The sequence below is a fragment of the Petrotoga mobilis SJ95 genome, assembly GCF_000018605.1.
Classification (GTDB): Bacteria; Thermotogota; Thermotogae; order Petrotogales; family Petrotogaceae; genus Petrotoga; species Petrotoga mobilis.
The window spans coordinates 973,869-999,654 of record NC_010003.1 but is presented as its reverse complement, the minus strand read 5'-3'; the positions used below and the strand labels follow the sequence as shown (position 1 = coordinate 999,654).

Here is a 25,786-nt window from a genome sequence, read left to right as displayed (position 1 = left end):
TTTTATACAAGGATTTATTACTCAATTATGAAAAAACCTAAAGGCCCGCAGGGAGGTTTGAAGATGGAAAATGAGTTGACATTCGAGGACATTTTAAAGATATTCAGAAAAAGATTCTGGTGGTTTTTTTTAACCGTAGTTGTAACGGTAGTAATTACTTTAATCTACCTTTTCAATGCTACTCCAATTTATGAAGCAAATACAACCTTGAAAATTGACCCCTCTCAACAGAGTTCCGTTGCAGATATTTTTGGTACGCAGATAGGGTCAACCTCATCTAAGATATCGACAGAAATTGAATTGATAAAAAGTAGAAGAAACCTTGAAAAAGTAATTGACAATTTAAACTTAATGGAATATTTTCAAGCAAAATCTGAAAACCCAGAAGAGGTCACAAGAAACAGCGTTGTTCGTACCCTTGAAGAAATGATCACAGTATCACCTGTTAGCGATACAAATGTCGTAAGGATATCGGTTCAAAGTGAAGACAAGGAGCTAGCAAGAAGCATCGCCGATAATTTAGCGATTGTGTATAACGATTTGTTAAAAAGTTTGTCTCAAAACGAGTACACTGCAAGAAGAATGTTTATAGAAGAGCAAATTCCATTAGCTGAAAGCGATTTGAACGCTGCTCAAGACGATCTCAGAAATTTTAAAGAGGAAAATAATATTTTTTTGTTGGACGAAGAGGCAAAATCTATATTACAATTTCTGGTTTCCTACGATCAACAGATAAACACTTATCAGATCCAAATGGAAGAAACAAAGATAAGGCTGAAAACGTTAAATGACACCTTAAAAAGTATGGATCAAGAGATCATTTCATCTGAAACAATATCGATAAACCCAGTCGTAAGTAATTTAAGAAATCAGATAGTTAATATCCAGGTTCAGCTAGCAGGCTTGGAAGGTACTAAATCTCCCAGCGATCCTGAAGTTCTGAGATTAAGGGAAGAACTGAGCCAAGCCCAAGAGATGCTAAAAAATGAGATAAGTACTATTGTAACTTCCCAAGTAAAAACTGCTAATCCGCAGTATAGTAGCTTGTACTCACAATTAATTGAAGAACAAGCTAGGCAACAAGTTCTTCAAGGCACAATACAATCTTTAACAACGTTAAGAAACACATATCAATCCCAATTGAACCAATTACCTGCATTGGAGCAAAGACTCATGAATTACGAAAGAGAGGTAAGAGTAAAAGAAAACCTTTATGTTCTTCTTTTAGAAAAATTAGAGGAGGCTAAGATTGCTGAAGCCGGTGTAATTGGTACAGCAAATATAATAGACCCTGCCTTTGTTTCTCCAAATCCTGTTAAACCAAATAAAACTCTGACTGCAGCAATAGGAGGGGTTTTAGGAATTTTTTTAGGTATACTTGTAGTTTTTCTCATCGAGTATCTGGATAAAAAGGTTAAAGATGAAAATGAATTGAAGATGATTGTTAAGGGTTATCCCGTTCTTGGCAGAATACCTCATTTACATGTAGACAACGAAACAAATGATGAATTAATAATTTTAAGAGATCCGGTCTCCCCAATCTCTGAAGCTTACAAGATGTTGGCTACCAATATTAACTTTTCTAACGCCAAAGAACCTAATGTTATTACCTTTTCAAGTGGTGGACCCGCTGAGGGTAAAACAATAACCGCAGCAAATGTTGCTATTTCATACGCCCAAAGTGCTAAAAAGACCTTGTTGATAGATGCCGATATGAGAAGACCAAGAGTTGAAAAGATTTTGAATTTAAAAAGTAAGAACGAGGGGCTTGTTAACTATTTATTGAGAGGTGCTTCTATAGAACAATCTGTAAAGAAACCTTTTGAGACTCTTGATAACTTTTTTGTTTTGCCTGTTGGAACTTTACCTCCAAATCCCACAACTGTATTAACTTCAAATGAATTTAAAGAATTACTCGATAAACTCAAGGAGTATTACGATAAGATAATTATTGATCTTCCACCAATAATGGTTGCTCCTGATGCCATGATTGCATCCAGGTATTCAGATGGGTTGGTATTAGTGACTCGTTATGGGCAAACTTTGAAACCGACTTTAAAAGCTGCAATTGAAAACATAACAACATCGGGGGTAAAACTCATTGGAACGGTTATAAATGATGTAAACGAAAAATCTTCTAATTATTATTACTACTATTACTATTATTACTCTGATGATGGGGATAAAAGTAAGACAAAGAGGAGAAGAAGAAAAACCAGAACATAGGGGCCATAAAGGGGGTAAAATAAAATGTATATCGATATTCATTGTCATCTATTACCTGGAGTTGATGACGGGGTAAAAACTATTGAAGAAACATTAAATGAACTGAAAAGGTACAGAGAAAACGACATTACCGATGTTATTTTTACACCTCACGTTAATCATCCCTCGGTTAAAACAGATATAACCAACATCAAAGAAGTTTATAAAAAGATAAAAGATAAAATAGAAAATGAAATTGGTTTAAGGACTTATCTTGCCTCAGAATTATATCTAACTCCAGACCACAAAGATTTTATTCCTTTTAATTCATTTGTCTGGATAGAATTTCCAACAAAACCTATGCCTATTTACGCCCTAGATTCGATATTTAATTTACAATTGGATGGTTATGAAGTTATTCTCGTACATGTGGAACGATACAAATGGTTATATGAAAACAAAGACATCATTCAAAGAATGAGAGAAATGGGTGTGCTTTTCCAAGTCAATTTTGAAGGATTAAAAACTCAAGAAGGTAAATATTATTTTGATAATTATTTGGTGGATTTCTTAGCCACTGATAATCATGGAAGTTCGAATAGAGAAGAAGTGGATTTAAGTTTATTCAAAAAATTTTCCGAAATAACCAAAAATGCCTTTGAAATTTTAGGGATAAATTCTTAATTAAAACCTTCTAGAATGATTCTTAATCAATTTTTTTGATAATTCCTGAAGTAGCTAATTTTAAGTAATTCCTAATGGGGCGGTGGGCGGGAAAAGATAAAATCCTTTGGAGGTGTCGGTAACGAAGCTCGAATTGATGAGCAAAGAAGAGTTTGAAATATACAAAAAGAAAATGTATGAAGAATATGCAAAAGTTTTGGCTGAGAATTTGTTGATTCCTTACGAGGAAGCCTTGGCAAGAGCTGAGGATCAAATCGATACCATCTGGAACGAAGATATTAAAAAAGGGAAAAACTGTGGCTATAATGTTATAACTGGTAATAACGAACACGTCGGAAGAATATGGGTTTTTGTTAATTATAGTTCTAAAAAAGCTTTTATATACGATATTAGGATTTTTCCACAGTATCAAAAAAAGGGACTTGCAAAGAGTGCTATAAAAGAATTAGAAGAAACATTAAAGAAAGAAAACGTAAAATCTCTTGAATTGAATGTCTTTGGAAACAACAAAGTTGCGTATAATTTGTATAAAAATCTTGGATTCACCGAGACATACATTAATCTGATGAAAGGCTTTCAAAAACAAAGAGTTGTTACTTTACCAAAATTTTTGAAGTTTTTAGAGACTCTCTTTTTAAAATCAGGATATAGAATAGTCGCAATTGAAATGAGAAAAAAAATAAAATAACAACAGCGTGGGCAGCGGGGCGAAGGGCGCTAATTTCACCTACTAACTACCCTCTCCTTCACTTCCTTCATCAAACCAACTCCCAAATCGAACACATATTTGACCTGATCTCTATACACGAACATCACAACGATCAAACCCAAAACAGCAGATACAACCTGATAAACCATATTAGGAACAAAAGTGTTTATAAAAGCAACGATTACAAAAACAAAGGTACTAATAAAAAATTTACCCAAATGGTAATTAACAGGGAACAATCTCTTAGATATAAACGTCCTCATACAAAAGAAAACTATATACGACACCCCAGTAGAAAATGCTGCACCTTTTGCACCATATACAGGAACAAGCATCAAATTTCCAAAAACGTTAACTCCTGCTGCCACACTTGCTATCAACATATGCCAATATGTTTTTTTCTTAAAATTGATACCAACAACCGTCGTTTCAGAAACAGTGTACATAATAGGCATCAATATCAAAAAAGAGCTAATCCCAGCAGCCTGCCTATAAGAACTTTCTAAAAGCAAAAATATCACATCTTTAAACACAACGATCAGCAATCCAAACACAAACATCGCTGCGGCGATAATCACAGAAGTTTTCTCAAAAATCCCCTTACTCTCTGGCTCTTTTTCATAACTCTCGTAAGAAACGGGAGTCCAAAACATAGTAAACCCCGTTTGAATTAAATTCATAACTGAAACCACTTTGAAAGCAGCAGAATACAAACCTATCTCCGTGAAATCAGAATAATTTCTTAACGCCAACCTATCTATCGATTGAAAAAGCCAAGTAATTAAAAAAGTAGGAACAAAAGGAAGTCCATATCTAACAATCGCTTTTATAGATTTAAAATCAACTTTGAACTTACCAAACCACAATTCTCTTTCAAAAAAGATCGCTAATAAAGCGGTAACTATATGAGAAAAAAACAAACCAATGATAACAGCATAAAAACTTCTTGAAACAAAAAGGGCGTATAAAATTGTAAAAACCGCATTTGTTACTCCGTTCACTACCCTCAACGTAGAAAAAGCGATACCTCTTTTTTTCATCCGAACAGCCAAAGTGGAAAATCTTTCTAAAATACCAATTAATATAGTAACCCCCAACAAAAAAATCGGAAGAAAATGATTATAATCTCCAAAAAGAATGAAAGACAACTCTTTCCAAAAGATGCCAATTACAACAAAAACAACAACGCCTATACTCAAACTCGGCAGCAAAGAATCCCAAAGTAAATCCCTTCTCTTATCCTCAGACCTTTCATAAAACATACGAACAAAGCTCTGATCCGCTCCAAGAAGTGCAACATTGAGAAGTAAATTGAAAGCCAAAGTAAACATCGACGCCTTACCAAACTCTTCTGGGATTATAAGCCAAGTGGTAATAGGGGTAGTAATGAAAGAAATCAAAGCAGCTATCCACTGACCCATTGAAAATTGAAAAAAAGATTTGATAAATTCTCTCTCTTTAGGCATTACTTCCTCCAAATTTATTTAAGACTTCGTTATAAACCTCTATGTCCTTTTCTACAATATTCTTCCACGAAAAACCCAAAGCCCTTTTTCTTAAATAACTTTCATCAATGAGACTGTTGTTATAGCTAACAAAATACTGGTACTTTCCACTAATTGTTAAACTCAAACTATATCTGTTAAGAGAGAGTTTTCTATAAAGAGGTAAGAAAGAAACTATTCACAAAACTTACAGCTAAAGCTATAAAATTTGCAGTAAAAACTTTTAGTAAATTCTTTTTTAGATCCATTATCGCAATCTAACTACCATAATTCCTCCTATAAAACTCCAAATACTCCCCTGTTATAACCTTCTCCATCCATTCTTTGTTTTCAAGGTACCAATCTATCGTTCTTTTTATCCCTTCTTCAAACTTTGTCTCTGGTTCCCAACCTAACTCTTCTTTTATCTTCGTTGGGTCTATCGCGTATCTTCTGTCATGTCCTAACCTGTCTTTCACATGTTTAATCAAACCTTCGTTTATCTTTTCGCCTTTTGTTTTTTCTTGTAAGTATTCTATTATTATTTTTACTATTTCTATGTTTTCTTTCTCGTTGTGTCCACCTATGTTGTATACTTCTCCACTTCTTCCTTTTTCAAATACAAGCTCTATCGCTTTGCAATGATCTTCCACGTACAACCAGTCCCTTATCTGTTTGCCATCTCCATACACAGGTAACTCTTTGTGGTTTAACGCGTTGTTTATCATCAGCGGTATGAGCTTTTCTGGGAATTGGTATGGTCCATAGTTGTTTGAGCATCTTGTTATGTTCGTATTTAGTCCATATGTATCGTGGTAAGCCTTTACTATCAAATCTGCACTCGCTTTACTTGCAGAGTATGGACTGTGTGGATCAAGGGGTGTTTTTTCTGTGAAGTATCCCGTTGGTCCCAACGCTCCATACACTTCATCGGTTGATATTTGTAAGAATTTCTGTCTTTTTCTTTCATCGTAGTATTTTTTGAATACATGCAACAACGTTTGTGTTCCCAGTATGTTTGTTTTTAAAAATATCTGAGGATCGTGTATTGATCTGTCAACATGACTTTCGGCAGCGAAGTTTATTATCCCTTCTATTTCGTTTTCTTTGTATATCTTTTCCAACAGTTCTATATCGTTTATGTCACCTTTTATGAAGGTGAACCTATTTTTTTCTTCTTCATTTAATTTGGATAGGTTATCCAAATTCCCTGCATAGGTTAGTTTGTCTAAACCTATTATCTTTTTGTCTTTGTGTTTTCTTAAGTAGTAGTATACGAAGTTACTTCCTATGAATCCAGCTACCCCTGTTACTAAGATACTCAATTTATATCACTCGCAAATCTAAGAATGTATTGACCATATTCAGTCTTTTCATATTCTTTACCCAATTTAATCAATTCTTCTTTTGTTATCCATTTGTTCCTGTAGGCTATTTCTTCCAAACAAGCGATGTATAAACCAGTTCTTTTTTGAATGGTTCTAACAAAGTCAGCGGCATTTGCAAGTCCATCGTAAGTACCTGTGTCTAACCATGCTATACCTCTTCCTAAGACTTCAACATTCAATTCATTTTCTTCTAAATATATTCTATTCAAATCGGTTATTTCTAGCTCTCCTCTATCTGAAGGTTGGAGATTTTTTGCTTTTTCTACTACAGTGTTATCATAAAAATATAATCCAGGTACTGCGTACTTTGACTTTGGATTCGAAGGTTTTTCTTCTAAACTAACCGCTTTGTTATTTTCATCAAATTCTACAACTCCAAATTCTGTTGGATTATTTACATAATATCCAAAAATGATAGCACCTTTTTCTAACTTTGCGGCTTTTTTTAATTTTGGAACAAAGTCTTGCCCATAAAAAACATTATCTCCAAGGATTAAACAAGCACTATCTTCACCAACAAAATCTTCGCCAACAATGAAAGCGTCGGCTAGCCCTCTTGGTTTTTCTTGAATTTTGTATTCTATCTTTAGCCCTAAATGACTTCCATCGTTTAATAGTCTTTTGTACATATCAATATATGCTGGATTAGAAATTATTAAAATTTCTCTTATCCCTGCCAACATTATCGTTGATAGTGGATAGTAGATCATTGGTTTATCGTATATCGGAAGAAGTTGTTTACTTAGCCCTTTAGTGATAGGGTAAAGTCTTGTGCCATTTCCCCCTGCAAGGATTATGCCTTTCACAATATCACCTCATTCAAATATTTCTTATAATATCACATATTCGATCTACATCTGATAATTCTAAATCAGCATATAAAGGCAAGGTTAAAATTCTTTCCGAGACATATTTTGCAGTAGGTGTTTCTTCTACGTTGAATTTATTTTTATAGCACTGTGCATCGTTAGTTAGTGGATAAAAGTATTTTCTAGCAAAAATATTATTTTTCTTTAGCTCTTCAAATATTTCATCTCTAGTTGCCTTATAACCATCAAATAAAACAGGAAAGTATGCATAATTACTTTTGACATTTTCTTTTTCTTCATAAAGTTTTATACCCTTAATATCTGAAAGTCTTTCTCTATACCTTTCAACTACTTTTTTTCTCTTTTCTATTTCATCATCTACATGCCTTAAATTGCATATACCCATGGCAGCTTGAAATTCATTCATTTTGGCATTTCCGCCCACAGATTCAATGCTTTCTGGCCCCGTAATTCCAAAATTTTTTATTTGATCTAGCTTTTCTTTTAATTCGTTCTTTTTATATGTAACGGCTCCACCTTCAATAGTATTGAATACTTTTGTAGCATGAAAACTAAATATTGAGGCGTCTCCAAGATTTGATACATTTCTTCCATCAATTCTTTCACCAAAAGCATGAGCAGCATCGTAAATAACTATTAAATTGTACTTTTTTGCTATTCTATCTATTTCCTGATAATCACAAATGTTACCATATACATGAACTGGTATTATAGCTGATGTTCTTTCTGTTATTAAATCTTCTATTTTAGATACATCTATTGTATAGTCATCATAACTAATATCACAGAATACTGGAGTCAAACCACTTCTAACTATTGCATGGGTAGTAGAAATAAAAGTAAATGGAGTAGTTATAACTTCTCCTTTTAAATCCATTGCTTGGATTATGCTTTCCAGGGCTAAGTGCCCATTAACAAAAAGTGTAATGTTTTCCGTATCTAAATATTCCTTCAGTTTTTCTTCTAATAATTGATGTTTAACTCCCATGTTAGTTAACCAACGAGTTTCCCATAGGTCTTTGAGTTCTTCAACATATTCATCTAAATCAGGAATAGATGATTTAGTAACCAAAATTTTTTTATTCATTCATTTAATCACTCTTTTTCATTTAAAAATTGTTCTTCTAATTCTATTAAATTCTTACTTCTGCCTTTTATTTTTTTTATCGGATTACCTGCATATATTGACCATTCTTCTAAGTTTTTTTTCACTAAACTTAGGGCACCCACGGCTGTTCCTTCTCCAATAATTATATTTGGTAATATTACTGTTCCCGACCCAATTATTACATGTTTTCTCAAAATCACAGGCCCTTTATCAAGCTTCTTATATTTATCGGGAATCGTTGGATTAGTTAAAGAGTTACCGCTATAATCATCAGAAATGGCATATACAGAAACTTTAGAAGATAAAGTTGTAAAATCTTCCATAATTATACCTTTTTCACTGCCATACAACAATGAACTGGCAGCAATATGAATGTAATTGCCTAACATGATATTTCCACTCAATATACAAAAGTCATCTATTCTTACATTGTTTCCTATTTCTATTTTTTCCGGACTATATATGCTTGCTTTTTTACTTATAAGAACATTGTTTCCTACTTTCTTAAACCCTATTTCTTTTAATTCTTCTTGAGAATAAAATGAATTTGACATTTGAAATATTCTCCTTTAATTTTCAAATATATTTCTCCATAATTCAGCACATTTTTCTTCTGAAAATTCTTTCGCTATGATTTCCCTGTTTCTTTCCTTCAAATTTTTATCCATATAAATGAGCTCATCAAAAGTTAAATTATCTAATCCATATGTGTCGAACACAATTAAGCCTTTTCCCTTGAAAAAGTCCCATGGCGTTATGTCGCTTTTTATAAAAACTTTCTTCCCTAAATACAGGAGAGCTAATATATTCCCAAGGGCTTGTTGTCTATCATGATTAAAAATAGCTATATCTACAGAATTGAGTATTTTTGAATATTCTTCTGAAGGTAAAAATTCCAGCAAAGGCTGATATTTTTCTCCATATAATTTCTTGCCAGCTTCAGAAACCGTTTTCGCCCATTTCTGATCTCCATAAGAGAGTGGCGTTATTATTTCAATGTTTTTTTCTTTAAATCTTGATAATTTGTTGAGTATTTCAATGTGTTTATTCATTGGGTCCGCGGAATTACCAACCTGAATAACTATTCTATCTGTTTCCTTTTTGCTATTTTTTATTTTATCCAAATATTCATAATCAATAGGATTAGGATAAAAAGCATAGTGATACTGTGCTTTTGTTTTGTACCAATTCTTAGCTAAATAATAGTCTCCAGGAACTAAAGCAACTATATGCGCAAAATTTTTTATCACTCGTTTTCTTATAAATTCATAAAAATTAGATTTTAGATTTTTATTCCTAAATTTGTAATAGTATAAATCTCCGCCCCATAGAACCCAATACGATTTTTTTAGTAACCATGGTTGTAAAAATAATAATAACACTAAATGAGGAGAAAACAATGAATGAACAAAAATCTTTTCTGCTTTACGCATTTCTTTAATTAGTTTAAAAACCTCTTTTTTTTTAGAAATAAACAATATTTTTGAATCATAGAATCCGTTATTTTTACCCAATATAATTAATCTTTGTTTGTCAATATTAAAATAGCTATAAACAAATTTTATGAAGTTGATGTTGTAATTTGAAGTTCCACTTATTATATGCAAAATTTCTGTCTCTTTCATCCTATGTTTGATTTCCTTTCTTCAACAAATTAATATTTCCTTAGAAGCAATAAAATTACACTTATACCTTTTCCCCCATCAAAAACTCACACTTTAACCCTTCAAGTTTTTCCCAATCTTCAACATTCCAGTATAGTACAACGTTTGTACTTTCTATTTTTTCAAGCTCGTTTTCTGTTATGTATTTAACTCTCAACTCTTTCAATATCCCTTCTATTATTTCCTTCATTTCTTTATCTTTCCCAAATAGAACGTAAGTTCTATTTCTTCCATATGTTTGTATTATTCTTTCTATGTTTTGTTTTATCAGTAATGTTCTTCTATAGTATATTTTCATATACTCTATTGTCTTTTTACTCTTTTCTTTGAAGCCTTCTGGCGTTAATATGTACCTGAAACTCTTGTTGTTCAATCTTTCTAATTTGACAAACCCTTTTTTGATGAACTTTTTTAAAAGTCTATTTACCATTCCCAAGGATAACCCTGTTTTTTCTGAAAGACCTCTTTGAGTTATGTTAGAATTCTTTTCTAATTCTTCTAGAATGAGTATCTCATTATCTTGCATAATATTCAACACCTTCGTTCAATTTTTGAACAATATATAAAGATAATAGTAACTATTTTGGTATTTGTCAAATGCTTAATAATTTTACTATCTTTTCCCCTGGTTTCCCGTCTCCATATATGTTTTCTACATTTGAAGATATTTCGTTGTTCATTATATAATCCATCTTATTTTTGATTTCATCAGGTTCACTTAGTATATTCCAATCTGCTTGTGTTAACTCTCTCCAGCCTGTGTCTGGCATAACAACTATCGCTCTTTTCCTTGCAAAGTATGCTTCTTTTTGCAACCCTCCACTGTCTGTTATTACAAGAAGGCTTTTTTGTACCAATCCCATCATACTTAAGTAATCAAGAGGTTCTATCAGTAGAATATCTTTTGTGTATTTGTTAAGATTGAATTCATCTATTTTCTTTTTGGTTCTTGGATGTATGGGAAAGACAACCTTTATTTCTTTTGATATTTTATCTAACTCTTTTAATATATTCTCTAGTTTTTCTTTACTATCTGTATTGAAATCTCTATGAATTGTAGTCACTATGTATTTATTTTCTTCCAAACTCAATTCGTCTATAATATCTTCTTTGAAATATGGTCTCATCTTTAAAAAAAGATCGTACATTATATCTCCTGTGAAATGCACTCCTTCAGTGATACTTTCCTTTTTTAAGTTGTTTACAGCTACTTCAGAAGGACAAAATAGGTATTTTGATATTCTATCTGTTAATACTCTATTTATTTCTTCAGGCATGTCCTTTGGTTCTTGCCTTATTCCAGCTTCCACGTGTGCAACAGGGATCTTTAATTTTGCTCCTACTATTGCTCCAGCTAATGTAGTATTTGTGTCTCCATATACTAATATAATATCAGGATGTTCTTTTAATACAACCTTTTCAAACTCTATCATGGTTTTAGCCGTCATTTGAGCATGCGTTGCTGAACCTACTCCTAAATTGTAATCGGCTTTTCTTATGTTTAAAACTTGAAAGAACACATCTGACATATTGAAGTCGTAATGTTGGCCAGAATGAACCAAGATTTCTTTTATTCCTTTTTTCTCAAATTCTTTATTTATAATCGCTTCTTTGATTATCTGCGGACGAGCTCCTATCAAACTGATTAGTTTCATGATATTTCCCTCGTTTTTGTGAAATTATTTGTCCCACTTTGCAATAATTTCATCTATTTTATTTATTTCTATTTTCATTCTTTCTTCCCAAGTCAATATATCTTTATTTATTTTTTCTTTTACTCTGTCTTTATTTTTATATATTTCTAAAGCATCTTTTAAAGCTTCTTCTAAGAAATTGTGTGGATTGACATAGTGTATATTATCAAATTTCAAAACTTTTGAATTACTTCCATCATCAGTAGCTATAGTTTGCTTACCTAAATAAGCAGCTTCCAGTAATTGATTCCCCGTATTCGCATAATCATTTAATATTAAAATCACATCACAAATATTATAATAAGTAAGCATGTCGTCATATTTAACTTGGCCTAAGAATGTAACGTAATTTTCGAGTTTATTATCTTTTACAAATTTTTTTATAGGTATTTCCATAGGGCCACTCATGCCTCCAATAAGAAGATGGGGATTGTTTATCTCCTTTTTTAATTCCTTTATGAGTTGAACTGCTCTGTCTACTCTTTTGAATGGGTAAAATCTGTTAAATATCCCGAGAACTAAGTCTTTATCTTCTAATTTTAATTTGCCTTTTAATTCTTGAATTTTAATCTTTTCAGCTGGTTTGGTGATCCTTTCATCTAAACCGCTTAATAAGAATAGTATCTTATCATCTTTAAAACCTAATTTTTTTAACACCACATCTCCTTTTGTTCCATCATTTGTTATAATGTTCAAAGTACAATCTTTTTCGTATGCCTTTTTATGGAATAGAGTAGTTTTTGATTCTATATTATCTTTATCAATAAAAGTGCCCTGAAATCTTTTAACAAAAGGTTTATTTAAGATTTTAGATATCAAGCATCCTGGCATTACAGCGTATATTTCATAAGCATAAATAATATCAGGTTTTAAAAAGGGGGTAATTATAAGTTGTCTTAAACTTTCAAAAATATCATAAAGTAATTTAAAAATAAATTGACTTTTAGTTAGTTCTGAATGGGGTTTTATTATTTCATTTGGATTTGGAAGTTGCCAAAAATTATGATTCTTTTTATGATTCTTTTTTCTCTTTCGGCCATTCACAAAATATGACAGAAAATTTGGTATACCGAAAAATTTGTAATTTTCATATTTTAACAATGCAGATAATTCATATTTTTGATTTTTTTTACTGTAAAATGCAAAATGATATACTTTAAAGCCATTGTCTAAGTATCCTTTCACAGTATTTATAAATGATTGATTGCTTGACTTCATTGGGCCCACTATGCCAGAAATTAAGACAAGTCTTTTTTGATCCACATTTTTCTTCCTTTCTTTATCTAATTTATATTTTACCAATAACATTTATTGCATTTATAGCAAAAGCATAACTTAAATTTATAATTAGAGCACCTCTTCTATAGCCTTTTACATAAGATAAAGATAATATAAACATTTCCAAAGTAAAGTAAAAACTCAAAATTCTAGAAGCCATTTCATTCCAAGTATTAAAAAAAATGAACATAAACATAAAAATTATAAAGAATGCTCTAACAATCCTTAATTGAGAAAAAATGTAGTCTTCTTTTTTTATCTTTCCGAAATAGTACTCACTTAGTAAAAATATCAATAATATAGGTAAATACTTTATTGTGAAGTCTATCCTACCCTCGGTAATATTAAAGTTAAGATAAGTAGCATAATAGGTATAACTAATTATAATCGGAAGTAATATTATAAGAACTATACTAATAGATAAAAATAACAACCTTACTAAATTAATATTAAGGCTGAATCCTAAAAGAGAGAGAGGGTGCTTTTCTTTAAAAAAATATCTTTTTTTTGCAAAGTAAATTATAAAGATAACAAGAAAATAAAACATTGAAGAACTCAAATGAATAAAAGGGGCAAAAGCGAAAATAATTAAAGAATAAATTATCTTATTATTCAAAAAGAACCAAATAGCAATAAAAACGATTAAACTCGCCATGTATTGCCTTAGCCCATTATTAACCCCTAAAGTAAAGGCGGTAGAAAAAAAAGCAAAAATCAATGATATGCATTTATTTACCTTATTTTTCGAACTTTTAATATATAGTCTTATGCTTAGGTAAGTTAATATTCCTATCAAAAACTGAATAACAAGAATTACGTTTCGATTGTTAAAAAATGACCTTAATAGTATTATTAAAAAAGAAAATAAAGGTTCGAAGTAAGGATAATCTACTGCAGCAACGTAGGATGGTATGTCGTATGTATCGGGTTTTAGGAAATATATTATCATAAAGACCATAATAGAAGAAACTATGAAAAAAAATTTGTATTTTTTATTATAATAAATGAGAATAGATATAAGATGTTGTAAAGAAAATAAAAGACCTAAAATCATTTTTTCTCCCCTATCTATATTTAATGTCTTTCTGTATTCCATCCAGAGTGATCTCTGTTCTTTAATTTCGCTATATCTATAATTAAAAAAAATGGAATTATCATATCGATTAGGAAATACCTTGTTTTTTTGATTATCAGAAGCAAAAAAATAAATAGTACTGAAAGCAAAAAATATTTCAGACCAAAAAAAATGAATATATTAAGGAATAAGAGAAGCAAAAAAAACCATCTTAAAATTTTATGAGATAACAAAAAAATCGTCGACAAAAAATCATTTATTAAGAGTTTTCTAAACAACAAAAAAGATGTTTGTAAACCTCCTTTTATTACACGGGCTCTTTTGTTAAAATATTTTGGAAAAGTGAGCGTTTCGTCTTCTGTAGAACAATATATTTGCTCAGAAAGAACAGATTTTCCTTTTTTTATAAGTACTGTTAAAGGAATAAAAAGGTCATCAGCTATAATGTATTTGGGAAGTGGTTCAAAAAATTCTTTTTTTAAAAACATGAATGCACCATTTGAAGTTAAAAGTCTATTAAACTTGCTTTCAAAAGACCTAATGGCATAATCTAGATTCCAATAAGTATTTTTTGGGTAAGATAGTTTAGCGCTAACAAAATCTTTATTTAAAGACTGGGCAATTTTTAATGCATCTTTATTCATTATTAATGTGTCTGCATCTGTAATAAGGACATATTCTCCTTTAGCTCTAGTTACTAATTTATTGATTATATTCGCCTTTCCACCTCTTTTTTCTTCAATATAGATTACGTTATCAAATTTACTTGCGAATCTCTGGCAGATTGCAACAGTATTATCAGTTGAACCATCTGATCCTATAATTATTTCTAATTTATTTTTTGGATAATCTAAAGATAATATATTATTTATTTTGTTAGCAATATTACTTTCCTCATTAAAAGCAGGTACTAAAACACTCACAAATTTTAATTCATTTTCTTTTGTATGTACAATAATTTGTTCATTTTTCCTAAATAAGATATGTAAAATGCTAACCCCTGATAAAGCTATAGGCATGATTAGAAGAGTAAATATAAATACTTTAATGATCAATCACCTTGTCCCCCTCATTCCTACTATTGTTTCAAGAGTTTTAAACATTATTTTAATGTCCAGAAGAATATTTTGATTTTTTATGTAATACAGATCATATTCTGTTTTTTTTATGTATTCTTCAAGGGTTGATGTATGCTTGTAGTGTATCTGAGCCCAACCGGTTATTCCTGGGTTTAGTTTGAGTCTGTAATTGTAGAAAGGAATTCGGTTTGACATCATGTTATGAAACTCCAGCATTTCTGGCCTGGGACCTACAATAGACATATTCCCTTTTATTATATTCAAAAATTGAGGCAGTTCGTCAAGTCTTAACTTTCTTATTATTTTTCCACTTTTTAAAACACGTTTTTCTATATCTTTGTTTGGGTCATTTGGGTCTATTTCCGCCTCTTTCAAGGATCTAAATTTGTTGATAATGAATATTTGTTCGTCTTTTCCCATTCTTTTTTGTTTGTAAATAATGGGTTTGCCATCTTCAATCAGTATAGCCAAGCTTATTATTAACATAAATGGAGAGAATAGTATTAAAAGTAATGTTCCAAAGAACTTGTCAATTATCTTTTGTGATGGAGATGGTTGAACGTTTTGAAACACTATCTCGTAATATTCTTTGAAACTTTGAGCAACTTCTATTGGTATGCGTTTTAGGTATTTTTCTACCATGTTCGGTAAGTATTGAATCTCTAAACCTTCTGCTTTGTAGTTTTGTATCTGTGGTTTTACCCTTTCTTCTAATTCTGGGTCTGTTATTACTATGCCATGTAGCGTTTGGGTTAATGTTTTTTGTGTGTTTTGTTTTATTATTTCATCGAGTGTTACTGGATTTGGGTTTATGTATTGTGTGAACTTTATTTTGTTGAGCGATTTTTCTGAGATTTCTTCCATTATGTTGCCTATTTCTTCTTTTCTGCCTATTACGAGGTAGTTTTTTACAGGCATATATTTTTTGTAGATATTGTATTCTATTTTGTGTATTATTGGCAAGAGGGTTATTGTGTACAATAAGTTAGAAAGGAAAAAGTATCTGTTGAAGTACTTACCGAGAAAGAAGTAGATAATTAGTATAACGATGAAACTCACAAGAGTTCCAACGGTGGTTTTTATTAGAGATTCTGTGTAACTTTTCATCGTTTCGGTGTCGTATGTTCTGAAGGAGTATATCCCGAGGTATATTATTAGAGATGTGATTGATGAGATTGTTATTGGTAGGTTCAATAGGAAGGTGTTCATAATGAATATGAGCGATATATCTAATAAGTGGATCGCTGCTTTTTGCATTTTCGAGTCAAACCCCCAGTTGTGTTTTTCAAGGTCCATTATAGCATTATCTTAACGATTAAATATTAAACAAATATTAAAAATTGTTTTATTCTGATACATTGCTTACGTTCAATATATCAAATGTCTTTTCAGTAAAGATTTTATTATTATTATAATATATTATCATAGAGAAAGGAATACTTTATTGTATTTTTTGCATTTTATTTCACGGCGTTTTTATTAAAATTTATAAATACACATACTAGGATTGTAAAAGTGCACTAGTGTGAAATAATCTTACTATTCCATATACTGGGCACACATAAAAAACCTCCGTTGCGGAGGTTTTTAAGTTATTTTGTTTACTTTTAAATTAGAATTGTACGCCTGCGTAAATTTTGAATTTTGGTCTCAACTGGAACTCACTCTTATAAACTTCGTCATAATCCTCAGCTACTGTTGGTTTTTCAAATAAGACATCTGCACCTACATTCATATTGAGGTTTTGAACTACGAAGTTTGCTCCAGCTCCACCACCGAAACCTAAACTGCTTGCTACAACCTTAGCATCTCCTAATCCCAATGAATAGTTAAACAAGCCTTGTACATACATTCCAAATGGTAAGTCTGGGAAGAAAGTGTTTAAACTTTGTCTGTAACCAGCGTTGACACCTAAACTCATTTGAGACAACTCGGTAGCATCAGGAGTCTCATCAAGAAACTCTGCTGGAAAATAATAATCAAAAGAACCGCCGACTAACAACGCTCCACCTTCTACACCTAATTCATCGTACAGATAGTTTGCGCCAACACTAACACCATGCATCATTACAGATGTTGCAACATCTGTGTCACTAGCCGCTAACGATGCATTCACATAACCACCTGTGACTTCAAATGCAGCGAAGCTAAAAACAGCCAACATACCTACCAACAACGTTGCAAAAACCTTTTTCATCTTTTTTCCCTCCTCTCTGAGATTTTATAGAAACTATGATAAAAAAACCCCACTAATCTTTAGTGCTTATTGTATCACATTTATTTTATATCTCTAAGAAAAAATAAATACATTTTGTTGAATTTCGATGAAATCCGGTGTACTTTGTTTTAAAAGATTAAGAGAAACTATGTAATCTAACCTACTGTTTTTTTGAACAAACTTGTTTGTTAAATCGTTTTTATAAGAGTAATCGTTTTTATAATTTTTGTTTTTGACGTTTGGATCTGATTTGATAAATTTGTCAGAATGACTTTTAGATCGGTTGTGTGATGTACTTGCCATTGCATTAAAAGCTGAATTATAGTCTTGGTGATAGTTGAGATCAGTTAACTCTTTAATTTTCATTGTGTAATCATCAGTAGAAGCTAAATGATAGACCCCTACAGTAATCGTTGATTTCTCATTTTGATCCATTTCTGACTCGCCAATCAATTCCATTAAATTGAGATTACCGTGAATAGAAGAAACTAAAGATAAATTATCCAAATCTGTGAATCGATTGTAAGACGTATTACTTGCGAAAGACGAAAATATAAACAATAGAAAAATTAATAGAATGCTAGTGAATTTCGTAGCTTTTATCATAATTACTTCACCTCCTGAAATTAACCCGTTATATCGTCATAAAAAATCTGTATCTACGCCCCTTTAATTTGTTTGCTTTCAATGGTATAATAGACTACGTTCCTTAAAATTAGATTAAAAGAAAGGGGTAGTTCAGATGTTTGATCCATTAAAATTTGCTTATCCATCAAGAAGGATCCCCATTTATGCGAAAAACGGAATGGTAACAACAACAAACCCATTAGCTTCTGAGATAGGTATAGATATTTTAAAAAAAGGTGGTAATGCCTTCGATGCGGCTGTTGCAGTGGCAGCAGGCTTGACCGTCTTGGAACCTACTTCCAACGGTATAGGTAGCGATGCCTTCGCTATACTTTACAAAGACGGTAAACTATATGGATTGAATTCCAGCGGATACGCTCCAAAAAATCTCACCTTGGAACTAATGAAAGAAAAAGGGTTTGAAAAAATACCTCAGTTTGGTTGGGAATCAGTAACTGTTCCAGGTGCTCCGGCTGCTTGGGCAACTTTGTCTGATAGATTTGGTGTCCTTCCTTTTGAAGATTTATTAGAACCATCCATAAAATATGCAAGTGAAGGTTTCCCCGTTTCGCCTGTGACAGCAAAATCATGGCAGAGTGCTTTTAAAAGGTATAAAAAAGAGTTGAAGGGAGAAATTTTTAAAACATGGTTTGAAGTATTTGCCCCGAATGGGAAGGCACCTGATGTTGGAGAAATTTGGGAATCAACTTATCACGCAAAGACTCTAAAATTAATTGCTGAGACAAAGGCAAAAAGTTTTTATTCTGGAGAGTTGGCACAAAGGATGGTTACATTTTCAAAAAAGACGGGAGGCTACTTTTGCCAAGAAGATTTAGAAAGTTTTGAACCTATATGGGTAGAACCACTTAGTGTAAATTACAGAGGATTTGACGTATGGGAATTACCACCAAATGGACAAGGTATAATTGTTTTGATGGCTTTGAACATACTAAAAGGCTTTGAAATGAGATGTAAAGAAGATCCAGAAAGTTACCACAAGCAAATAGAAGCCTTAAAGTTAGCTTTTAGCGATGGATTGAAATATATTACTGATATAGAAGAGATGAAAGTATCAGTAGAATCGCTTTTATCAGAAGAATATGCAAAAAAGCGAAGAAATCTTATAGGTGAATATGCACTATTACCAGAGGCTGGAGATCCATATTCCGGAGGAACGGTTTACTTTGCAACCGCGGATAAAGACGGAAATATGGTTTCTTTCATTCAAAGTAACTATATGGGATTTGGTTCTGGAATAGTAGTTCCAAATACTGGTATAAGCCTTCAAAACCGAGGAACAAGTTTTTCTTTGAATGAAGAAGATCACAACTGTTTAAAACCACTAAAAAGGCCATACCATACCATTATACCTGGATTTATAACCAAAGAGAACAAAGCGATAGGGCCTTTTGGAGTTATGGGAGGGTACATGCAACCACAAGGTCATCTACAATTTCTTAATAATTTTATTGATTTTCATTTGAATCCTCAGGCAGCTTTAGATGCTCCAAGATGGCAATGGGTAAAGGGAAAGGAAATTATGGTAGAAAAAGAATTTCCGACGTATATTCTAGAGTCTTTAGTAGATAAAGGTCATCAAATAGAGGTTTCATTAAATTCCTCTAATTTTGGAAGGGGACAATTCATATATAGAACGGACGATGGTGTACTGATAGGGGGCACCGAACCAAGAGCGGATAGTAACATATCTTGCTTTTAAAAGAAATTTAATGTAAATTCCAAAAAGATTCTAAAAAATGGTGGTACAATATAGTTAGATAAGCTAACTATATTGAGGTGAGTAAACTGACGCAAAAGGTTATTAATCTGCTTATTTTTTCGTCCATAAGTAGCTCTTTTTGGGCAATTTATAGGGTTGTTTTTAATTTATTTTTAAGAGATTTAGGTTATACAAATCAGTTCATTGGTCGAATGACCTCTTTTGAGATGTTGGGTGCTGCCATCCTAGGGATCTTAATAGGGATCCTGGGGGATAGAATCGGAAAGAAAAAAATGATAATTATATCTTCAATAAGTTTTGGCATTCTATTATTGATCAGAAGTACGTTTCCCTATAAAAATATTTTATTAATCCTTGGATTTTTAAATGGTGGATTCATGACCTCTAGGAGATTACTTTTGGATTCTTATCTGATGGATGTTACCGATAGTTCAACTCGAGGAGCTGCTTTTGGATACAATTTTGCTATTTTTATGGCTAGCGGTGTTTTAGGGAATTTCGTAGGTGGTTTTATGGGAGAATATCTGGGTTTAGGGTTGACTCTTTACATAACAGGGATATGTTATGCCATATCACCCATATTATTAAGAAAATTACCCGAAAGCGTTAGAGATAAAAGAGTCACCCTTCAAAAAGTTTTAGACTTTTCCCAATACAACAAAGAAGAAAAATACATTTTAAAGTACTATCTTTTAAGAACGGCAGCAATATCTTTTGGAGCGGGATTGTTTGTCAATTTTGGGAATATTATATACAAAGACCTCTTCAACATGTCTCCTTCCTTGATAGGTATATCTCTGTCAATTGCACAATTTGGGGCGGCTGCTGGCTCTGCCCTTTCACCAGTACTTGGTAAAAGATTTGGTCCTTTTAAATATACATTCATTTTAAATGGTATAGTTATTCCGTTGATTATATGTTTAGGTTTCATCCGAAATCCTTTTGTTTTTGTTGTTATTTATGCACTAAGATTTACTTTCACAAATATGACCAACCCTGTGGAAACATCCTCTGTTTTGAGTGCTCTACCAAAGAATAGAGTCACATCGATATATAGCCTTAGAAACGCCGCCAATTTTTTGACAAGGTCTTTGGCTGCATTTATATTTGGAATCGTAAGTGTATTACCAAGTGGTTATACTTACTTGTTCTTAATTAGTTCAGTGTTTTATACGCTCGCACTAATTTTCATGTTTAAATTATTCGTTCCTTTGAGGAAAAACGGTGTTTTGCATCAATTGTACAGTAATAATTCATAAAAAGCGTTTTAATACTTCTTCCTTTTTAGGGATTGAAGACTGAGCTCCTTTTCTTTCAACAGAAATTGCGGCGGCGGTATTGGCAAAGTTAAGGCTTTTCTTTAAATCTTTTGTTTCTGAAAAAGCTACGGCAAATGCTCCATTAAAGATGTCTCCTGCACCGGTACTATCAACAGCTTTTATTTTTAGAGGTTCAATTTTCGCTAAGTTTTCATCTTCATCAATGTATATAACGCCTTTATCTCCCATCTTTACAATCAAATTTTTTACCTTGCTAATTCTTTTAAATTCAAGCATTGATTTGTCGAGGTTGTTTTCGTCGAAATCTATCTTTTCTTTTTCACAAAGGAACATAAACTCTTTAATATTGGGAGTTAAAAAATCTATACCGTTTAAACTTTCTATCTTTGTATTTCCAACAGGGGCAGGATCGTAAATAATAGTTATCCTTTTTTCTTTTAACTTAGAAATAGCGTACTCAACGCTTTGCATGGGAATTTCATTCTGCAATAAACAAATATCTATTTCATCACCATATTGATCAAAAAACTTATCTATTTTCTCTTTGTCCACATTATCGTTGGCACCCGAGAAGATAATTATTCTATTTTCGCCATTTTTATCAACCTCTATATAAGCCCTACCTGTTTTTTCATTCTTTTGCACGTAATAACCTTCTATTTTATACTTTTTAAAGTTTTGAGAAATTTGATTCCCATATTCGTCATCACCTAGGCAGCTACAAAAGTAAACAGGCTTTTCAGATAACTTAGCGGCTGCAACTGCTTGATTTGCCCCTTTGCCCCCAAAATAAAAGTCCAAGGAAAGGGCTTTTTGGGTTTCTCCAGGAAGTGTAAAATGTTCAACGTTGAATACAATATCCATGTTACTGCTACCAATTACAGCGATCATGAGGTTATCTCTCCTTTGGATAGTTTCAGTAAAAGGGGCATAAAGCCCCTTTTTAAGTTATTTTGTTACCAATTGAAGTGGAACGGGGAAGTAAATTGTCTCTGTGGTCAAATATTCATAAGCTTTTTCAACTGCCAGTTCCCCCATTGTGTAAGGTTGTTGAGCTATTGTTGCACTAAGTTCACCACTTTCAACAGAAGCTAATGCATCGGGAGTGGCATCAAACCCAACAACGATTATATCTTGTAATTTCCCAGCAGCCTTTATTGCTTCCAATGCACCTAAAGCCATTTCATCGTTATGAGCAAAAACGGCGTCTACATCAGGATAGGCCTGAAGTAGGTTTTCCATAACGGTTAGCCCTTCAGCCCTGTTGTAGTTTGCTGTTTGTCTGGCTACTACTTCAATACCAGGATATTTCGATATTTCTTCGTTGAAACCTTGACCTCTTTCTCTTGCAGAAGAAGTTCCAGGAACTCCGACCAATTCTATAACCTTTCCTTCTCCTCCTAATTGTTCAGCAATAAAACTACCTGCCATCATTCCTCCAGCAACGTTGTCTGAAGCTATATGGAGCAAAACTTTTCCACCATTGGCACTTCTATCAACAGTTATTACTGGGATTTTAGCATCGTTTGCTTCTTCAATAGCTGATACAATAGCGTCGCTGTCCGTGGGATTTACTAAAATCATGTCGACTCTCTGTAATATCAGATCTTCTATGTCGTTTAGTTGTTTTGCTGGATCGTCTCGGGCATCAACTACCAACAGTTCTACCCCTAATTCATTTGCTTTATCTTCAGCACCGTTTGCTAAGTCAACAAAAAATGGGTTGTTCAATGTTGAAACCGATAAACCTATCTTTACTCCAAAACTAAACGTTGAAACAAACAACACTAACAATACAAATACTAATACCTTTCTCATCTTTCTCTACCTCCTTTGATATGTTTTTCTCAGCGCCCTTCCCCCGCTCCCCACCCAAAAGGAAAGGGAAAGCATTATCCCTTCGCCTATCGAAAAATGTTTTTATTCCTCTTTTTCTGAAAGAACAGCTAACAGTATTATGACTCCTTTAACTAAATCTTGATAAAATGGGGAAATATTCATCAAGTTCATTCCGTTGTTAATTGTTCCCAGAAGAAGGGCACCAAACAACGTTCCTAACACTCCACCTTTTCCTCCAGCTAAACTTGCTCCACCCAAAACGACTGTTGCTATTGCGTCAAGTTCATACCCTTGCCCAAAAGTGGCTTGAGCGCTGTTCAATCTTGCTGTCAAGATTATTGCGCTGATCGCACTAAAAAGTCCACTCAACATATAAACAACGGTTTTATATCTATCTACGTTTACTCCACTGAGTTTCGTGGCTTCCTCATTTCCTCCAATTGCGTATATATACAATCCCAATTTTGTTTTTTTCAGTATGTAAAGGGAAAGAAAAAATATACCTAACATAATCAAAATGGGGACTGGTATACCAAATATATCCCCTCTACCCAAAAATCTAAAACTATCTGGGAAAAGTGAGATGGGGATTCCTTCAGTGTATGCTAAGGTTAAGCTCCTTCCTATAGCCATTGTAGCTAATGTTACAATGAAAGGTTGGATTTTGCCTTTCGATATGACAATTCCATTAAATGCCCCTATCGCTGCGCCAATTAATAAGCCTACAATTATTCCTAATAGGACTCTTCCATCTTTGACTATGGAAGCCATAACAACAGCACTAAAAGCAAAGGTTGAACCAACAGATAGATCTATTCCTCCAGAAATTATTACAAGTGTCATTCCGAAACCGAGGATAGCCATTATTGAAACTTGCCTAATAACATTAACAATATTATAGAGATTAAAAAAGCTGTCTGTAAAAATTGAAAGTACCACAAACAAAATGATAAAACCAACAAGGGCAGGATTTTTTCTCATAAAAACTAAGAGAGTTTTAAACAATTTCAACCAACCCCATTCCAGCTTTTAGTATATTTTCTGGTGTCATTTCTTCCTTTTCCAATAAAGCTGTTTTCTTTCCTCTGTGCATTATCAGAGTTCTGTCACATAACCCCAAAATTTCCGGAATCTCTGAAGTCACTAATATCACTCCCATTCCTCTATTAGCTAAATCGTTTATGAGCTTATAAACTTCAATTTTAGCTCCAACATCTATTCCCCGAGTAGGTTCTACAAGGATGGCAATTTTTGGTTGTTTTAATAAGAATTTTGCTAATACAACCTTCTGTTGGTTTCCGCCAGATAAGTTTTTCACCTTTTGTTTGTTAGACGATACTTTTATATTATATTTTTGGACCTGATTTTTAGTTTCTTCGATAGCTTTTTTCCAATCAATATTGAAAATAGGAGCGAATTCTTCAGCATTGGGAATGGTTATGTTCTCAACAACAGTCAATAGCTGAACTAGCCCTTGGGTTTTTCTATCCTCAGGAACCAAAACTATACCCCTTTTCAAAGCTTGAGAGGGAGACTTGAGCTCTTCTACCTTTTGGTTTTCTACAATAAGGTTTTTGAAAGTTGATTTGTATGCCCCAAAAAGTCCCAATGCCAGTTCTGATTTTCCACAACCAACCAATCCTGTTATTCCAAATATTTCCCCTTCCCTAACTTCAAAAGAAAGTGGGTAGACCTTTCCAGGAATTTCAAATTCCTCAACTTTTAGGGCAATTTTGTCTCTTACCTTATTAAACTTGGGGAACATGTCTTTTATTTCTCTTCCTACCATCATCTTTATCAGGTCATCTTGGTTTAGTTCTTCTAAATTTCCAGAACCAACCAATTTACCATCTCTAAGAACGGTTACTCTATCGGCAATTTGATAAACTTCTTCGAGTTTGTGGGTTATAAAAATAATAGAAATCCCCTTTTCTTTAAGATCCCGCATAACCTTAAATAAAGTACGTGTCTCGTGCTCGGTAATTGTAGCAGTAGGTTCGTCCATAACGATAATTTTGGCTTGTGATGCTATAGCTTTAGCAATTTCTACCAACTGTTTTTCTGATACGTTTAGATTAGAAACCTTTATTTTTGGGTCAATATCAAAATCAAGCATATTTAGATATTTTTTTGCTTCGATAGCCATAGATTTAAAATCGATATTCAAGAAATTACCTTTCTCTTTTCCTAAAAATATATTTTCTGCAATCGATAAATTTTCAGCCAGCATTAATTCTTGATGTATTATAGATATTCCTCTTTTTTTGGCTTCTATTGGGGAACGAAAGATTACTCTTTCCTCACTTAAAATTATCTCACCGCTATCTGGCTGATAAATTCCCCCAAGTATTTTGATTAACGTACTTTTGCCAGCCCCATTTTCTCCAAGTAAGGCGTGTATTTCTTTTTCTTTTAAATTGAAACTGACTTTGTCAAGGGCTAAAACCCCTGGAAAGGTTTTGGTAATATCTACCATCTCTAATAACATTAAAAAATCACCCCTGAAACCAATATAATGTTTGAAAAGGGGGTACATTCTCCAGTTCTTATAAAAAATTTGGAATTTTTTGCTATATCTTTAAACTCTTCATGTGATTTTTTCTCTATCTCAATATTTGAAAATATATCGATCACTTTTTGATAATTTTTAAGATTATTTACTTCCATCTCACCAGCGATAATAACTTTCTCAACTTCTAATTCGTATAAAACCATTTTTATGGTATCGATAAAATTTGGTATACCTTTATCAAAAACCAAGTCAACAAATGTGGCATCTTTTGGTATTGGATAACCCATGTCAACTATACTTAACATATCTTTATGCCCCATCGATGCAACAAAATATGATATCTGAGAATTAAATATGCCTTGCTTTTTCAA

25 protein-coding genes are annotated in these 25,786 nt (G+C 32.6%); 5 read left to right on the top strand and 20 right to left on the bottom strand.

Annotated elements, in window-relative coordinates:
• Nucleotides 1-63: 63 nt before the first annotated feature.
• The 3 genes from PMOB_RS04875 (at nt 64) to PMOB_RS10240 (ending at nt 3,577) form a co-directional block, all read left to right on the top strand.
• The gene (locus tag PMOB_RS04875; protein WP_012208769.1) at nt 64-2,226 is read left to right on the top strand and encodes a GumC family protein; all 2,163 of its coding nucleotides are present in this window, start codon (nt 64-66) and stop codon (nt 2,224-2,226) included.
• A 24-nt stretch (nt 2,227-2,250) separates the two neighbouring features.
• Nucleotides 2,251-2,889 (top strand): CpsB/CapC family capsule biosynthesis tyrosine phosphatase, encoded by a 639-nt coding sequence (locus PMOB_RS04870; RefSeq protein ID WP_012208768.1) that lies wholly within the window; start codon nt 2,251-2,253, stop codon nt 2,887-2,889.
• Between the two features lie 112 nt (nt 2,890-3,001).
• Nucleotides 3,002-3,577: a GNAT family N-acetyltransferase gene (locus PMOB_RS10240; protein ID WP_012208767.1), complete on the top strand. Its 576-nt coding sequence runs from the start codon at nt 3,002-3,004 to the stop codon at nt 3,575-3,577.
• Between the two features lie 35 nt (nt 3,578-3,612).
• On the opposite strand, the gene PMOB_RS04860 is transcribed toward PMOB_RS10240, so the two are convergent.
• From PMOB_RS04860 to PMOB_RS04795, 15 genes are all read right to left on the bottom strand, one after another.
• The gene (locus tag PMOB_RS04860; RefSeq protein WP_012208766.1) at nt 3,613-5,064 is read right to left on the bottom strand and encodes a lipopolysaccharide biosynthesis protein; all 1,452 of its coding nucleotides are present in this window, start codon (nt 5,062-5,064) and stop codon (nt 3,613-3,615) included.
• A complete protein-coding gene (locus PMOB_RS10565) occupies nt 5,057-5,230 on the bottom strand; it encodes a hypothetical protein (RefSeq protein ID WP_155811055.1) in 174 nt (57 codons plus the stop codon). Before PMOB_RS10565 ends, PMOB_RS04860 begins: the two co-directional genes overlap by 8 nt.
• A gap of 130 nt (nt 5,231-5,360) precedes the next feature.
• Nucleotides 5,361-6,407 (bottom strand): dTDP-glucose 4,6-dehydratase, encoded by a 1,047-nt coding sequence (gene rfbB / locus PMOB_RS04855; RefSeq protein WP_012208765.1) that lies wholly within the window; start codon nt 6,405-6,407, stop codon nt 5,361-5,363.
• Nucleotides 6,404-7,276, bottom strand: a complete 873-nt coding sequence (gene rfbA, locus PMOB_RS04850; RefSeq protein WP_012208764.1) for a glucose-1-phosphate thymidylyltransferase RfbA — start codon at nt 7,274-7,276, stop codon at nt 6,404-6,406. Before rfbA ends, rfbB begins: the two co-directional genes overlap by 4 nt.
• Nucleotides 7,277-7,289: 13 nt before the next feature.
• A complete protein-coding gene (locus tag PMOB_RS04845) occupies nt 7,290-8,387 on the bottom strand; it encodes a DegT/DnrJ/EryC1/StrS family aminotransferase (RefSeq protein ID WP_012208763.1) in 1,098 nt (365 codons plus the stop codon).
• Between the two features lie 8 nt (nt 8,388-8,395).
• A complete protein-coding gene (locus tag PMOB_RS04840) occupies nt 8,396-8,962 on the bottom strand; it encodes an acyltransferase (RefSeq protein ID WP_012208762.1) in 567 nt (188 codons plus the stop codon).
• A 15-nt stretch (nt 8,963-8,977) separates the two neighbouring features.
• The gene (locus PMOB_RS04835) at nt 8,978-10,033 is read right to left on the bottom strand and encodes a TDP-N-acetylfucosamine:lipid II N-acetylfucosaminyltransferase (RefSeq protein WP_012208761.1); all 1,056 of its coding nucleotides are present in this window, start codon (nt 10,031-10,033) and stop codon (nt 8,978-8,980) included.
• Between the two features lie 61 nt (nt 10,034-10,094).
• Entirely contained in the window at nt 10,095-10,598 is a 504-nt protein-coding gene (locus PMOB_RS04830; RefSeq protein ID WP_012208760.1) for a winged helix-turn-helix transcriptional regulator, read from the bottom strand.
• Between the two features lie 67 nt (nt 10,599-10,665).
• Nucleotides 10,666-11,727: a non-hydrolyzing UDP-N-acetylglucosamine 2-epimerase gene (gene wecB / locus PMOB_RS04825; protein WP_012208759.1), complete on the bottom strand. Its 1,062-nt coding sequence runs from the start codon at nt 11,725-11,727 to the stop codon at nt 10,666-10,668.
• 24 nt (nt 11,728-11,751) lie between these two features.
• Nucleotides 11,752-13,029: a glycosyltransferase family 4 protein gene (locus PMOB_RS04820; protein ID WP_041534066.1), complete on the bottom strand. Its 1,278-nt coding sequence runs from the start codon at nt 13,027-13,029 to the stop codon at nt 11,752-11,754.
• A 25-nt stretch (nt 13,030-13,054) separates the two neighbouring features.
• Nucleotides 13,055-14,140 (bottom strand): EpsG family protein, encoded by a 1,086-nt coding sequence (locus PMOB_RS04815; RefSeq protein ID WP_041534065.1) that lies wholly within the window; start codon nt 14,138-14,140, stop codon nt 13,055-13,057.
• Complete coding sequence (locus tag PMOB_RS04810) at nt 14,119-15,174, bottom strand: glycosyltransferase (RefSeq protein WP_012208756.1); 1,056 nt, start codon at nt 15,172-15,174, stop codon at nt 14,119-14,121. Before PMOB_RS04810 ends, PMOB_RS04815 begins: the two co-directional genes overlap by 22 nt.
• A complete protein-coding gene (locus PMOB_RS04805; RefSeq protein WP_012208755.1) occupies nt 15,175-16,455 on the bottom strand; it encodes a sugar transferase in 1,281 nt (426 codons plus the stop codon).
• Nucleotides 16,456-16,810: 355 nt separating this feature from the next.
• Nucleotides 16,811-17,395 carry an outer membrane beta-barrel protein gene (locus PMOB_RS04800; RefSeq protein ID WP_012208754.1) on the bottom strand — a complete coding sequence of 195 codons (585 nt, stop codon included), beginning with the start codon at nt 17,393-17,395 and terminating at the stop codon, nt 16,811-16,813.
• 93 nt (nt 17,396-17,488) lie between these two features.
• Nucleotides 17,489-18,022, bottom strand: a complete 534-nt coding sequence (locus PMOB_RS04795) for a hypothetical protein (protein WP_012208753.1) — start codon at nt 18,020-18,022, stop codon at nt 17,489-17,491.
• Between the two features lie 136 nt (nt 18,023-18,158).
• On the opposite strand from PMOB_RS04795, the gene PMOB_RS04790 reads away from it, so the two are divergent.
• Both PMOB_RS04790 and PMOB_RS04785 read left to right on the top strand, forming a co-directional pair.
• Nucleotides 18,159-19,763: a gamma-glutamyltransferase family protein gene (locus PMOB_RS04790; protein ID WP_012208752.1), complete on the top strand. Its 1,605-nt coding sequence runs from the start codon at nt 18,159-18,161 to the stop codon at nt 19,761-19,763.
• Between the two features lie 77 nt (nt 19,764-19,840).
• A complete protein-coding gene (locus tag PMOB_RS04785) occupies nt 19,841-21,043 on the top strand; it encodes an MFS transporter (RefSeq protein ID WP_012208751.1) in 1,203 nt (400 codons plus the stop codon).
• On the opposite strand, the gene rbsK is transcribed toward PMOB_RS04785, so the two are convergent.
• From rbsK to rbsD, 5 genes are all read right to left on the bottom strand, one after another.
• Nucleotides 21,038-21,955: a ribokinase gene (gene rbsK / locus PMOB_RS04780; RefSeq protein ID WP_012208750.1), complete on the bottom strand. Its 918-nt coding sequence runs from the start codon at nt 21,953-21,955 to the stop codon at nt 21,038-21,040. The genes PMOB_RS04785 and rbsK overlap by 6 nt on opposite strands.
• 57 nt (nt 21,956-22,012) lie before the next feature.
• Nucleotides 22,013-22,882 (bottom strand): ribose ABC transporter substrate-binding protein RbsB, encoded by an 870-nt coding sequence (rbsB, locus tag PMOB_RS04775; protein ID WP_012208749.1) that lies wholly within the window; start codon nt 22,880-22,882, stop codon nt 22,013-22,015.
• 102 nt (nt 22,883-22,984) lie between these two features.
• Nucleotides 22,985-23,884 carry an ABC transporter permease gene (locus PMOB_RS04770; RefSeq protein ID WP_041534308.1) on the bottom strand — a complete coding sequence of 300 codons (900 nt, stop codon included), beginning with the start codon at nt 23,882-23,884 and terminating at the stop codon, nt 22,985-22,987.
• 16 nt (nt 23,885-23,900) lie between these two features.
• Entirely contained in the window at nt 23,901-25,391 is a 1,491-nt protein-coding gene (locus PMOB_RS04765; protein WP_012208747.1) for a sugar ABC transporter ATP-binding protein, read from the bottom strand.
• The gene (rbsD, locus tag PMOB_RS04760) at nt 25,391-25,786 is read right to left on the bottom strand and encodes a D-ribose pyranase (RefSeq protein WP_012208746.1); all 396 of its coding nucleotides are present in this window, start codon (nt 25,784-25,786) and stop codon (nt 25,391-25,393) included. The genes PMOB_RS04765 and rbsD overlap by 1 nt, the downstream gene beginning before the upstream one ends.

Excerpts from the sequence above, each read along its gene's own strand:
- PMOB_RS04875 (WP_012208769.1), top strand. The coding sequence starts at position 64 with ATGGAAAATGAGTTGACATTCGAGGACATTTTAAAGATATTCAGAAAA.
- PMOB_RS04870 (WP_012208768.1), top strand. The coding sequence starts at position 2,251 with ATGTATATCGATATTCATTGTCATCTATTACCTGGAGTTGATGACGGG.
- PMOB_RS04860 (WP_012208766.1), bottom strand. The coding sequence starts at position 5,064 with ATGCCTAAAGAGAGAGAATTTATCAAATCTTTTTTTCAATTTTCAATG.
- PMOB_RS04845 (WP_012208763.1), bottom strand. The coding sequence starts at position 8,387 with ATGAATAAAAAAATTTTGGTTACTAAATCATCTATTCCTGATTTAGAT.
- PMOB_RS04840 (WP_012208762.1), bottom strand. The coding sequence starts at position 8,962 with ATGTCAAATTCATTTTATTCTCAAGAAGAATTAAAAGAAATAGGGTTT.
- PMOB_RS04835 (WP_012208761.1), bottom strand. The coding sequence starts at position 10,033 with ATGAAAGAGACAGAAATTTTGCATATAATAAGTGGAACTTCAAATTAC.
- PMOB_RS04830 (WP_012208760.1), bottom strand. The coding sequence starts at position 10,598 with ATGCAAGATAATGAGATACTCATTCTAGAAGAATTAGAAAAGAATTCT.
- wecB (WP_012208759.1), bottom strand. The coding sequence starts at position 11,727 with ATGAAACTAATCAGTTTGATAGGAGCTCGTCCGCAGATAATCAAAGAA.
- PMOB_RS04815 (WP_041534065.1), bottom strand. The coding sequence starts at position 14,140 with ATGGAATACAGAAAGACATTAAATATAGATAGGGGAGAAAAAATGATT.
- PMOB_RS04805 (WP_012208755.1), bottom strand. The coding sequence starts at position 16,455 with ATGCAAAAAGCAGCGATCCACTTATTAGATATATCGCTCATATTCATT.
- PMOB_RS04800 (WP_012208754.1), bottom strand. The coding sequence starts at position 17,395 with ATGAAAAAGGTTTTTGCAACGTTGTTGGTAGGTATGTTGGCTGTTTTT.
- PMOB_RS04795 (WP_012208753.1), bottom strand. The coding sequence starts at position 18,022 with ATGATAAAAGCTACGAAATTCACTAGCATTCTATTAATTTTTCTATTG.
- PMOB_RS04790 (WP_012208752.1), top strand. The coding sequence starts at position 18,159 with ATGTTTGATCCATTAAAATTTGCTTATCCATCAAGAAGGATCCCCATT.
- rbsK (WP_012208750.1), bottom strand. The coding sequence starts at position 21,955 with ATGATCGCTGTAATTGGTAGCAGTAACATGGATATTGTATTCAACGTT.
- rbsB (WP_012208749.1), bottom strand. The coding sequence starts at position 22,882 with ATGAGAAAGGTATTAGTATTTGTATTGTTAGTGTTGTTTGTTTCAACG.
- PMOB_RS04770 (WP_041534308.1), bottom strand. The coding sequence starts at position 23,884 with ATGAGAAAAAATCCTGCCCTTGTTGGTTTTATCATTTTGTTTGTGGTA.
- PMOB_RS04765 (WP_012208747.1), bottom strand. The coding sequence starts at position 25,391 with ATGTTATTAGAGATGGTAGATATTACCAAAACCTTTCCAGGGGTTTTA.